General features: G+C 70.8%; 13 protein-coding genes. 7 read left to right on the top strand and 6 right to left on the bottom strand.

The window, feature by feature from the left end:
- Window positions 1-324: 324 nt before the first annotated feature.
- From VGO10_RS07335 to VGO10_RS07325, 3 genes are all read left to right on the top strand, one after another.
- A complete protein-coding gene (locus tag VGO10_RS07335) occupies window positions 325-1,194 on the top strand; it encodes a 2-dehydropantoate 2-reductase (protein WP_327466725.1) in 870 nt (289 codons plus the stop codon).
- A 14-nt stretch (window positions 1,195-1,208) separates the two neighbouring features.
- Window positions 1,209-1,544 carry a hypothetical protein gene (locus tag VGO10_RS07330; protein ID WP_327466723.1) on the top strand — a complete coding sequence of 112 codons (336 nt, stop codon included), beginning with the start codon at window positions 1,209-1,211 and terminating at the stop codon, window positions 1,542-1,544.
- 76 nt (window positions 1,545-1,620) lie between these two features.
- Window positions 1,621-3,324 carry a putative bifunctional diguanylate cyclase/phosphodiesterase gene (locus VGO10_RS07325; RefSeq protein WP_327466721.1) on the top strand — a complete coding sequence of 568 codons (1,704 nt, stop codon included), beginning with the start codon at window positions 1,621-1,623 and terminating at the stop codon, window positions 3,322-3,324.
- Window positions 3,325-3,331: 7 nt separating this feature from the next.
- On the opposite strand, the gene VGO10_RS07320 is transcribed toward VGO10_RS07325, so the two are convergent.
- Window positions 3,332-4,837, bottom strand: coding sequence for a Ppx/GppA phosphatase family protein (locus tag VGO10_RS07320; RefSeq protein ID WP_327466719.1), 1,506 nt, complete (start codon window positions 4,835-4,837; stop codon window positions 3,332-3,334).
- 122 nt (window positions 4,838-4,959) lie between these two features.
- The gene (locus VGO10_RS07315) at window positions 4,960-6,423 is read right to left on the bottom strand and encodes an MFS transporter (RefSeq protein WP_327466717.1); all 1,464 of its coding nucleotides are present in this window, start codon (window positions 6,421-6,423) and stop codon (window positions 4,960-4,962) included.
- A gap of 86 nt (window positions 6,424-6,509) precedes the next feature.
- Here VGO10_RS07315 and VGO10_RS07310 point away from each other — a divergent pair, with 86 nt between their 5' ends.
- Window positions 6,510-6,920 (top strand): MarR family winged helix-turn-helix transcriptional regulator, encoded by a 411-nt coding sequence (locus VGO10_RS07310; protein ID WP_327466715.1) that lies wholly within the window; start codon window positions 6,510-6,512, stop codon window positions 6,918-6,920.
- Window positions 6,921-6,999: 79 nt separating this feature from the next.
- Here the strand turns inward: VGO10_RS07310 and VGO10_RS21795 are convergent, their stop codons facing one another.
- A complete protein-coding gene (locus VGO10_RS21795) occupies window positions 7,000-7,995 on the bottom strand; it encodes a carboxylate-amine ligase (RefSeq protein WP_327466713.1) in 996 nt (331 codons plus the stop codon).
- A gap of 372 nt (window positions 7,996-8,367) precedes the next feature.
- Here VGO10_RS21795 and VGO10_RS07300 point away from each other — a divergent pair, with 372 nt between their 5' ends.
- Complete coding sequence (locus VGO10_RS07300) at window positions 8,368-8,787, top strand: HAD-IA family hydrolase (RefSeq protein ID WP_327466711.1); 420 nt, start codon at window positions 8,368-8,370, stop codon at window positions 8,785-8,787.
- Between the two features lie 15 nt (window positions 8,788-8,802).
- Here VGO10_RS07300 and VGO10_RS07295 read toward each other — a convergent pair whose 3' ends face one another.
- Window positions 8,803-9,036, bottom strand: a complete 234-nt coding sequence (locus tag VGO10_RS07295; RefSeq protein WP_327466709.1) for a hypothetical protein — start codon at window positions 9,034-9,036, stop codon at window positions 8,803-8,805.
- An 11-nt stretch (window positions 9,037-9,047) separates the two neighbouring features.
- Window positions 9,048-9,311, bottom strand: coding sequence for a hypothetical protein (locus tag VGO10_RS07290; protein ID WP_327466706.1), 264 nt, complete (start codon window positions 9,309-9,311; stop codon window positions 9,048-9,050).
- 331 nt (window positions 9,312-9,642) lie between these two features.
- Between VGO10_RS07290 and VGO10_RS07285 the strand changes: the two genes are divergently transcribed.
- The gene (locus VGO10_RS07285) at window positions 9,643-10,449 is read left to right on the top strand and encodes a DUF5343 domain-containing protein (RefSeq protein ID WP_327466704.1); all 807 of its coding nucleotides are present in this window, start codon (window positions 9,643-9,645) and stop codon (window positions 10,447-10,449) included.
- Between the two features lie 189 nt (window positions 10,450-10,638).
- On the opposite strand, the gene VGO10_RS07280 is transcribed toward VGO10_RS07285, so the two are convergent.
- Window positions 10,639-11,016: a VOC family protein gene (locus tag VGO10_RS07280; protein WP_327466702.1), complete on the bottom strand. Its 378-nt coding sequence runs from the start codon at window positions 11,014-11,016 to the stop codon at window positions 10,639-10,641.
- A 26-nt stretch (window positions 11,017-11,042) separates the two neighbouring features.
- On the opposite strand from VGO10_RS07280, the gene VGO10_RS07275 reads away from it, so the two are divergent.
- On the top strand, window positions 11,043-11,304 hold a 262-nt coding region (locus VGO10_RS07275), incomplete at its 3' end, for an MBL fold metallo-hydrolase (protein WP_327466700.1).

Below are 11,304 nucleotides of genomic sequence, written 5' to 3'. Positions count from 1 at the left end.
TGGGCCTGTTTGGCGCGAGCGCCTCGCGCCAAACAGGCCCACGCAGGCCCGATGGCCCCGCGCCCGGGAGCGACTGTCGAGCGCGAACGCGTCGCGTCAACGGGCCCACCCTCTCCCGGGCGTCAGCGGACGACCGGCTACGCGGCGAGGTGCCGATCCCGCTCGCTCTCCCTCGGTGACGACAGACCACGTTGCGCGCCATCGCCGGCGTCCGCGCTGAGCGCCAACCCGCGCCCGCACCACGGCAGGACGAGCGCTCGCGCTGAGCGCCAGCCAGTCCCCGCGCACCCCACAAACCAACCGCCTGCCACTATCCCGCCCCGCATGCCCGGCCCCCAGCCCACCATCGCGATCCTCGGCTCCGGCGCCGTCGGAGCGTTGCTCGGCGCCGAGCTGACGCGCGCCGGCGTCGCGACGACGCTCGTCACCCGCGACGCGAGCGCGGAGGCCATCAACGCAAGCGGCATCACCGTCACCAGCCCGCGGTTCGGCGACCACGCCACAAAGGTCGACGCCCGCACGACGCTCGACGAGCCCGTCGACATCCTCCTCGTCGCGGTCAAGGCGCCCCAGCTCGCCGACGCGCTCAAGCGCGTCACTGCAGAACCCGCCACCGTCGTCCCGCTGCTCAACGGCGTCGACCACCTCGCGGCCCTCCGCACGCGCTTTGACAACGTCGTCGCCGGCACGGTCCGAGTCCAGGCTCACCGAGACGGCCGAACCCAAGTGGTACACCGCGCTCCGTTTCTCACCATCACCCTTGCTCAGCCCGGCGCGCCCGCGCTCGAACAGGCACTGACACAAGCCGACGTCGACATCACCACCGGCGCATCCGAGGTCGACGTCCTCTGGGCCAAGCTCTCCCGCCTCGCGGCGCTCGCCCTGTCGACGACCGCCGCCGACGCGCCGCTGGGCGACGTCCGCGACACCGCTGAAGCCGTCGCCCGCGAGGTCGTGGCTGTGGCCAACGCGGAAGGCGCGACGATCGACGCCGACATCGTTGTCGCCGAGCTGCGCGGCCTCCCCGACGCCGCCTCGTCCTCGCTAAGGGCCGACATCACGCAAGGCGCCCCCGACCACGAGCTCGACGCCGTCGGCGGCGCCGTCCTGCGCGCTGCGCGCTGCCACGACCTGCTGGCCCCGCACACCGCCGAGCTCGTCGCTCGCGTGCAGCGGCGCGCGGCCGCCGGGTAGCCTCTGACCACCGCATGTCCGACACGTCGAAGATCGCCAAGAACCTCCAGGCCTTCCAAATCGCGATCAACGCCCACGATCGCGAGAACCCCACGCACAACGCGTACGGCATCGGGCTGGCGCACTTCGACCTCGATCGCCTCGGCTTCGACGAGGGCGAAGAGATCCTGCCGGGCATCACGATCCACGCCGACAGCGGCGTGACCGGCAACTTCCGCGTGCTCTGCGACGGCGATCACGAGGAGAACCTCGAGCGCGAAGCCGAGGAGGCCGACATGGTCGAGGCGGTCGCCGCCGAGCGGCAGATCACGATCTCGCCCGGCGGCGGGGACGAGCGCTTCACCTCCTGAGGTGAGCGCGCGTTCATGCGCTGAAACGACGTATGAACGCTCAAGTTCTCTGTGTTTCGGGCCGACCATTTGGCCCATGGGTTCGTCCAAGGGGGACGTGGAGCGGTTCTTCGACCGCTCTCCCGACCTGCTCGCCATCGCCGATCGCCGCGGCTACTTCACCTGCCTGAACCCAGAATGGGAGGCCGTCCTCGGCTGGTCGCGCGACGAGCTGATGGCCGAGCCGTACCTGAACTTCGTGCACCCGGAGGATCTGGAGCGCACCTGCCAGGAGATCGCGCGCGCCACGGACGCCACGCCCTGCACCACGCACTATGAGAACCGGCTGCGCACCCGCGACGGCGTTTGGCGCTGGCTGCTGTGGAGCGCCCGCTGGGACGGCAGCGAGTGGAGCACGGTCGCCAAGGACATCACCACGCGCAAGGAGCTCGAGCGCCACAGCCTGCACGACGCGCTGACCGGCGTCGCCAACCGCGCGCTGGCCACCGACCGCCTCAGCGCCGCGATCGCCCGCCTGGGCCGCAGCGCCGGTGCCGCCGTGGCGCTGCTGGTCGACATCGACGACCTCACCACCATCAACGACACCCACGGCCACGTCGGCGGCGACCTCGTCCTGCGCGCGATCGCCGACCGCCTGACCGAGCGGCTGCGGGCGGCCGACACCGTCGGGCGCTTCGGCGGCGACCGCTTCCTGGTCGTGGCCGAGGGCCTGGCCGACGGTGGCGCCCACGGCATCGAGGCCGTGATCGAGCGCGTCCACGGCGCGTTCTCCCGGCCGATCCCGACCCGCAACGGCCTGGTCACGGTGACCGGCAGCGTCGGCGTTGCCGTCGCCCGCGCGCCGGGAGTCGACGCCGAGGACCTGATCCGCGACGCCGATGTCGCGCTGCGCCGCGCCAAGGGCCAGGGCCGCCGCGGCCATGCCGAGGTCTTCGACGCCGCGCTGGCCGAGGAGGTCCGCCGCCGGCTCGAGCTCGCCGCCCAACTGCGCGGCGCGCTGCAGCGCCGTGAGCTGCGTGTCGTCTTCCAGCCGCTGGTCGCGATGGTCGACGGCATGCCGATCGCCTGCGAGGCGCTGCTGCGCTGGGACCACCCCGACCGCGGCGAGCTGCTCCCCGGAGCGTTCTTGCGCATCGCCGAAGACGACGGGCTGATCGTGCCGATCGGCGCTTGGGTTCTCGAGGAGTCCTGCCGCCAGCTCGCCGCCTGGCGCGCGCAGGGCCGCGACCTCTGGGTCTCGGTCAACGTCTCCGCGCGCCAGCTCGCGCAGATCGACTTCGTCGCCGTCGTGGAGCGCGCGCTGCGCGAGAGCGGCGTCCCCGCCAGCGCGATCTGCCTGGAGGTCACCGAGACCGCCGTGCTGCGCCGCCCCGACGTCGCGCGCCAGGCGCTCGACGCGCTGCGCACCCTCGGCGTGCGCGTCGCGCTCGACGACTTCGGCCTCGGCTACTCATCGCTCACGCACCTCAAGGCGCTGCCGGTCGACGTCGTCAAGATCGACCGCTCGTTCGTCGCCGACCTCGTGGCCAGCACCGAGGATCGTGCCGTGGTCGAGGCCGTGCTGACGCTCGCGCGCCGGATGGGCCTGACGGTCATCGCCGAGGGTGTCGAGACCACCGATCAGGACGAGCTCCTGCGCGAGATGGGCTGCCCCGTCGTGCAGGGCTACCTCTACGGCCGGCCGGTGCCGCCGGTCGACGTGCTGCTGCCTGCCGCGGTCCTGCCGGCGGCGGCAGCGACCGACGAGCGCGACGCGCAGCCGGCCTCCTCGGCCGCATAGCGCGACGCTACGCCGCGACGACCGTCAGCTCGCGCGCAAACGCTCGCCGGAAGAGCTCGGTCTCGCGGCTCGCCGCCCACCGCGCCACGCGCACGTCGCCGTCGGCCTGCAGCTTGAGCCGCACGTCGCCGTTCTCACAGCGGACCTTGACCGCGTGCACGAGCTGGTCGCGGCTGCGTTCGAGGTCCTCGGCCAACCGCAATAACAACGCGCAGCGATCAAGGACCTCAACATCTCCGTCGTGCAGCAGCCCCTCGAAGCCGCCGCTGGTTGGCATCCCCTTGCGGTGGAAGCGCACGGCCTGGGCGATGATCGCGACCTCGCGCTGGTCAAAGCCGGGCAGCCCGGAGTTCAACACCAAGTAGCGCGAGTGCTTGTGATGGTCGTCGTAGTCGACGCTCATCCCGATGTCGTGCAGGACGCACGCCGCCCACAGCAGCTCGCGCTCGCGCGCGTCGCCGGGATGGAGTCCCGCGGCCGCGAGGTCGTCGAAGAGCCCGAGCGCGAGCTTGGAGACGTGCTCGGTGTGGGCGTGGTCGACGTGGTACTGGCCGGCGAGGTTGACCACCGAGCTGCGCCGGACGTCGTCGAAGAGCGGCGGGTCGCCGTTGAGGTGGCGCGCGAAGAAGACGCCCTCGCGCAGGCCGGCCTCGGTGACCTCCAGCGCGGGGAAGCCGCCGAGCTCCAGCACCGACTCGACGACCACCGCGCCGGCCAGGATCAGGTCGGCGCGCGCGTACTTGATCCCCGGGACCTTGGCGCGGTCGGCGGGCGTCAGCGCGGCCAAACGTGCGACCAGTTCGCTGAGCGCCTCGCGCTCGACGACGAAGCCCTGCACGCCGAGCTCCGGCACGCCCGCTGCCCGCTGGACCGCGGTGGCGAGGTTGCGGACCGTGCCGCCGATGCCGACGATCCGCTCGCCGCAGCGCGGCAGCCACGGCGCGCTCTCGAGCTCGGCGGCGACGTGCTCGCGCAGCGCCTTGAGCTGCTTCTTGCCCGCCTCGCCCTCGCCGAGGCCGAAGCGCTCGGTCATCCGCACCGCACCGAGCGGCCAGGACTCCAGCTCGGCGGCGTGGCGGGAGGCAACACGGACAAGTTGCATCGAGCCGCCGCCGAGGTCGAGCACGGCGCCGTCGGCCAAGGTGGTGGAGTTGACCGCGGCGAGGTAGCCCATGCGGGCCTCCTCCTCCTTGCTCAGCACCCGCACCGGCAGCGCGGCGCAGTCGAGGAAGTCCTCCGCGTTGGTCGCGTCGCGGATCGCGGAGGTCGCGACGGCATCGATCTCGGTGATGCCGGTCGCCGCGCAGAAGTGGGCGAAGACCTCGGTGGTCGCTAGGGCGCGCGCGATGCCCTGCCCGCTCAGGCGCCCCGTCTCGGCCAGCCCGGCGCCGATGCGCACGGGCTCGTGGATCTCATCGGTGCGTCGCCACCAGTCCTTGGTTGCGGTGAAGACGACGAGGCGAAACGAGTTGGACCCGAGGTCGCAGACGGCGATGCGGCGTTCGGTGGCCATGCGTCTCGGAGACTAGAGACCGGTCCGGGGGAGAGACCGTCCCCGCCCACCCCGGCCGCGCACAGGAGGAGAAAGCGCGACCGGGCCGTTGTTCGGTGGGGGAGGGAGGGGTCAGAGGGACATCAGGCGCCGAGCGTCTCGGCCGCCAGCGCGGGGCGCCGGCGCAGGGTCAGGCCGCTCAGGGCGCTGACCAGTCCGAGGGCTGCGATGCCGGTCACCACTCCCACTGCCGTGTGTGCGTCGTGCAGGAACGCCTGGGCGTCGCCGGCACTGGCGGTGGTGTTGCCGATCACCGCGCTCACGATTGCCAGCGCGGTCGCGCCGCCGACCTGGAACGAGGTGTTGATCAGCCCCGACGCCAGACCCTGCTCGTGGTCTTCCACGCCCGTCGTCCCCTGCATGTTCACCGAGGGGAAGCCGAGCGCGAAGCCGACGCCGATGAGCAGCATCGTCGGGAGGATCATCGTGATGTAGGTCGGGTTCTCGCCGGCTCGCAGGAAGAGCGCGTAGCCGCTGGCGAAGGCCGTGAACGACGCGATCAGCAGCGGGCCCGTCCCGACGCGGTTGACCAGCGGACCCACGCGGGTCGAGCCGAACGCGACGAGCAGGCCGGCCGGCAGGAACGCCAGCGCGGTCTCCAGCGCCGACCAGCCGAGGACCGACTGGAGGTACAGCGTGGCGATGAACTGGAAGCCGAAGTAGCTGCCGGCGATCGCCACCGCGCCGAGGTTCGCGCGCTTGATGTGACCTGCCTTGAGGATGCCCAGCCGGACCAGTGGCTGGCGCGTGCGTTGCTCGATCGTCACGAACGAGGCGAGCAGGATCGCGGTGAGGCTGAAGGACACGATGGTCGTGGCCGAGGCCCAGCCGACCTCCGGAGCCCGGACGATCGTGCGGACGAACAGCAGCATGCCCGCGGTGATCGTCACCGCGCCGGGGAGGTCGAAGGCGCCGCGCTGACGCTCTGACGGTGCGTCCTTGGCCAGCAGCCGCGGCGCCAGGGCCAGGATCAGCAGGGCGAACGGGACCGGCAGCAGGAACGTGAAGCGCCAGCCGGCCTCGGTCAGCAGGCCGCCGAGGATCAACCCGGAGGAGAAGCCGCTGGCCCCGAACGCGGTGTAGACGCTGAGCGCGCGGTTGCGGACCGGGCCCTCAGCGAACGTGGTCGTGATGTAGGACAACCCGGCGGGCGCGGTGAACGCGGCGCTGGCGCCCTTGAGGAAGCGCGTGGCGATGAGGAGGTTGGGGTCAGAGACGAGGCCGCCGAGCAACGACGCGACGGTGAAGACCGAAAGCCCGATCAGCAGGATCTTGCGCCGGCCGACGAGGTCGGCGGCACGGCCGCCGAGCAGCAGCAGGCCGCCGTAGCCGAGGACGTAGCCGCTGACGATCCACTGCAGCTGCGCGGTGGTGAGGCCGAGGTCCTCGCGGATGGACGGCAGCGCCACGCCGACCATCGAGACGTCGAGCCCGTCGAGGAAGAGGACGCCGCACAGCAGGAAGAGTGCGGCCCAGGTGCGCCGGCTCCATTGCTCGCCGGTGACGTGATGTTGTGGGGAAGCGGAGGGGGAGAGGGGTCGTGCCATGCGAGATACAATACATGCATGTGCAACGAATGTGTGTGCATGAGATGTGAACGCAAATATTGTTCGGGTCAGGTATAATGCTCGCCGTGTCTGCTGTCCCTGATCCCGCTGGTCTCGTCGAGACATGGCGCGGGGTCGCCCAATGCCACGCCAAGGTCTCGGGTGCGCTGGACAAGGCGCTGGAGCGCGAGCACGGCATCGGCCTCAGCGAGTTCGAGGTGCTCGAGCGGTTGGCGACGACCGAGGACGCCGAAGGCCGGCGCATGCAGGACCTCGCCGACGCGGTCTGCCTGAGCCAGAGCGCGCTCTCGCGCCTCATCGGCCGGCTGGAGACCGAAGGCTTCGTCTGTCGCGCCATGTGCTCGATCGATCGCCGCGGCATCTACGCGCACATCACCGACGAAGGCCGCGCCCGCTGGGAAGCGGCGCAGCCGACGCACCGGGCGGTGCTGGCCGCGGAGCTGCCGGCGGCGGCGCCTGCGCCGCCTGCGATTTAGTCGACGGCTCCTCGTCAACGCTCGACGTCTTGTGCGGTACAGGGCGTTACAAAACGACGAGCGTTCATCCGCCGGGCTATTAGACGTCCATGTAGGCCGCGCTCAGCTCGCCGGTCAGGGCGCGGAGTCGGCGGCCGCCGGCCGGCTCGCCGGGGCGCAGACGAGCGCGGGCACGCTGTTGGACGTCGCCGGGGCGGGCGGCCAGAAGTCGGACGCGCTCCAGCTCCGGCAGGCAGCCGAGCGCGGCGGCGTGTTCGATGCAGGCGTCGACGAGCTCGGTCGCCAGCTCGCGTGCGGGCCGGTCGGTGGCGTGCTGTGGATCGTGCAACTGCGCGCGCATGCCCTGGGTTGCGGCGCGTGACCGGCCGCTGACGACGGCCTCCAGCCGGGCGCGGCGGTCGGTGCGGCGGATCGGCCGTGTTGCCTCCAGGCGGACGAGGCTCTGGACCAGCGCGGCGAGCGCGGCGGCGTCGCACAGTCGCGTTTGCGCATCCATGACATGGAGCTCGAGGAGGCCCTGGCCGGCGCGGAGAGCGATGTCGGCCGTCGGGTCTTCGAGCGCACCGCCGCGGGCCGACGCGAGCCCGGTCTCACGACCCTCAAGGAACGGCGAGTTGGCCGATAGCGCAAGCAGCAGCGGCAGGTGGCCGCGCACACGGTCGTGGGCGAGCGCGGCCTGACCGGCGCTCGGGATCGTCACGCCAACGTGCAGCGCGAAGGTCGGCGCGTGGCCTGGATGCGAGCCGGCGACGGCGAGTCGCAGCCCCGCGCGACCGACCGCCGCAGTGAGGCGGCCGCGCAGCGAGCGCAGCTCACCGACGGCGCCCGACACGGTCGTATGCCCGCCGGTGCGGACCTCCAAGGCGGCGCCATCTGCGGACGCGCCCACGGCACACCGCAGGCTCGGCGGCAACTCCTGGGCGAGCGACGTGACGTCGTCAACCAGGCCCCACCGCAGCGGATCAAGCACCATCACCTGCTCGGTGAGCGAGACCGCCCACGCATGCTTCGGCGTGGCCCAGCCATGCTCGACCAACGCGGGCGGGATACGCGTTCGGGGGCGGAAGGCCAGCATCGTCCGATGGTGCCGCGGAGCGCGCCCCACGACCTCGGCCGTTGGTCCGAATCTCCGAGCGCGCAGCTCGCCCGATGGGCCAGATGCGCCAGGCTGTGACACCGATGGTGAAGGCGGTGTTGTTCGACGTGGCGGGAACGCTGGCGATGCCAAAGGCGCGCGATGCGTGGCTGGGCGGCGCGGCGGCGAGTGTCGGCGTAGACCTCGGTGGCGACGGCGCCGCGCGGGCGCTTGCTGAGGAGTTGGAGGTCGCGGGTCGTCCGGGTGGGCCGTATCCGACGCATGTTCCGGAGGACGTCACCGCGGCCTATGCCGCGCGCGACCGCGACCCGGACGCCCATCGCGCCTGCTACGTCGGCCTGCTGTCGACCGTTGCGCTGCCGGACCCACGGTTGGCGACCGCGCTCTACGAACGCATCCTCGTCCCCGACGGGCTGGACCGTCTACCCGGACGCCATCTCGACCCTGGCCGCGCTGCGCGCCCGTGGCGTCGCGACCGCCGCGGTCAGCAACGTCGGCTTCGACCTGCGGCCGGTGCTCGACGGGCTCGGCCTGCTCGAGCACCTCGACGTCGTCGTGCTCTCCTACGAGGTCGGCGCCGTCAAGCCCGAGCCGGCGATCTTCACGGCGGCTTGCGAAGCGGTCGACGTTGCGCCTGCCGACGCGCTGATGATCGGCGACCATGCCGCGGCCGACGGCGGCGCTGCCGATGCCGGGATCCGCACCCTGCTGCTCCCGATGTCACCGGCAGGAGAAGACCATGGTCTCGCCGCCGTGCTCGCGCTGACGTGAGAGCACGACCGACCCCTAGCTCATGAACCAGTCGCGGACCTTGGCCTTGAGATCACTCGCCTCGCCAGCTGCCGTCTGCGCACCACCCTCGATCTCCAGCACCGCATGCCCGGTCTGGGTCAGCGCCCACACTCCATCGACGGGTGCGATCAGTCCGGCGATCGCGAGGTTGCGCAGCGCCTGCGCATCCTCCGGCACCTTCCCGAGGGCGACGGTGCGCAGGGCTAGGGCATGAGACGAGGTCAACACGGACTCAAAGCCTAGATGGCGTCCGGACGGCGGCCGGGATGTGGCCATGGTGCCTGCCGCCACGCCCAGCTTCGCTCGTCGCGGTCGAGCACGAGCCGCACCATGTGCACTGCTGTCACGAGGGCCACGACGAGGACCACGGCCCGAACCGCCCAGTCCAGGCCCCGTCCGTGCACGCCCAGCCCATGCATGCCCTGGTAGGCGAAGCCGGGGAACAGCAGCGCCAGCCATACGTTGACTAGCACCTCACCGACCGCCAGGACGGCCCATAACACGCGCGGAAAGAGCCACACGGCCTGTGCCGTGCCCACTGATCGCCGACGCCAAGCGTGGCCGGTTGATTACTAGAGCGTCTTGCTCTCAATGAGCTCGACCGACGCAGACAAAACCCGTCTTACTGCCCACACCGGCTATCGCGCTTCGCCGGCCCACCGCGCTTCGAGCGCTTTGTCGGACTCCGCTTCCCAGGCAGCCAACGGTTCCCGCCTTCCGCGGCGCAGGAGCACACGTGGAGTCCGGACGTAACCGGAACGACAAGAGTCTATCGTCGGTTACTGCTACGCTAGAATCGTTCGTTCTGCTACTCGCTCACGTTCAGGACCGTTGATGACCCTTCACCGCGATGGACCCGCCCCTTACACCACGCCTTCGGCTGTCGTCGGCGTGCTCGATCGCATGCGGAAGGGGACGCTCCCGAAGCCGCCAATCGACACCGCGACGCTAACGATGATGGGCGTGCAGGAAAGCCTCGCGCTGCGGACGATCGCGAGCTTGAAGCTGCTCGACCTCATCGACGAGGCAGGGAACCCGACCAAGACGCTGACCGACGTGGGGCACGCGACCTCCGACGAGTATCCGAAGCTCATCGAGACGTGGCTCCGGACTCTCTATGCCGAGGTCTTTCAGGTCATCGGCGACCCGGCCACGGCGGAGTACAAGCAGGTTGAGGACGCGTTCCGGCGCTTCAACCCCGCTGGGCAGCGCAAGCGTATGGTCACGCTGTTCATCGGGCTGAGCGAGTACGCCGGGCTCCTGCCCGAGGGCAGCGCCCTGCTAAACGCCACGCGAATCGCCGGCGCGCCGCGAAAGCGTCAGCCACGCATGGCGAAGCCAAAGCCAAACCCGGCTGTTGTGAAGGCGAGCGAGGGCGGAGAAGGAGGCGGCAGCACCGAGCAAGTGCCGATCCGGGACCCGGCTACCGCACCCGACAAGAACGCGTTCATTGCGCAGCTCAAGCACGAAACCGGAGAGGCTCCACATCCGATGATCGCGGGCCTGTTTCAGACGCTACCGCCCACGGGGAGCGTCTGGCCTCAGGCGAAGCGTGACGCGTGGGTTGGAGCTGCCGCGGCCGTGTTTGGCGTCCTCTACGAGCTTCCCTCGGAGACGCACGAGGAGGTGAGCGCGACGTGAGGAGGTACCACCGGCGGCGGGTCCGTGACTGAAGCCTTGGCCCGCCGCCCGCAGTAGACGTCTCCAACGTGGTCCCGGTCGTGAAGAGGCTCGCGGCCGGGCCACTCGCTTCCGGCAACCGCCGGAATCTCCATCGTAGCTTCGGCGCCCGTGCGTCTCCACCTCTTCTCGCCCGGCGTCGACGGACCGTTAGAGCGTCTTTTGCTCAATTATCTCGACGCGATAGCCATCCGGGTCGCGCACGAAGCAGATCAGCGGGCCGTGCTCGCCCACGTGGTACGGCGGCTTCTCCGGGCCGATGTCGGACTTCGACAGCTCGGCAAGCGTGTCCGAGAGCGACGGCACCGTCAGCGCGATGTGGTTGTAGCCGGTGCCGAGGTCGTAGGACTCGACGCCGGGGTTCCAGGTCAGCTCCAGCCGATCGCCGTCGCCGGGGATTCCCATGAAGACGTTGATGGCCCCGTCGGGCAGGTCCATGCGGCGGCGCTCCTCGAAGCCGAGCGCCTCGTAGAACGCGACGGACCGGTCGATGTCGCCGATCCGGTAACAGGTATGGATGAGCTCCATGGGTCCTGGAGCGTACCCTCCGGCGCATGATCCTCGAGCGCTCGATGTCGGACCCCTGGCTCTCCAACACCTACCTCGTCGCCGCCGCGCCCGGCGGTGACGCGTTTCTCGTCGACGCCGGTGGTCCGGTGGCGCCGCTGCTGGAGCGCATCGACGCCGACGGGCTCACGCTGACCCACGTCCTGCTCACCCATCACCACCACGACCACGTGGCCGAGCTGGGCGACGTGCTCGAGCGCTGGCCGGACGCGCAGGTGCTCGCACACCCCGACGAGCGCGTGCCCGGCA

The organism is Baekduia sp., from assembly GCF_035996765.1.
In the GTDB taxonomy this organism is placed as follows: domain Bacteria; phylum Actinomycetota; class Thermoleophilia; order Solirubrobacterales; family Solirubrobacteraceae; genus Baekduia.
Note: the sequence above shows the minus strand (reverse complement) of the source record. Positions and strands in the feature narration are given on the sequence as shown.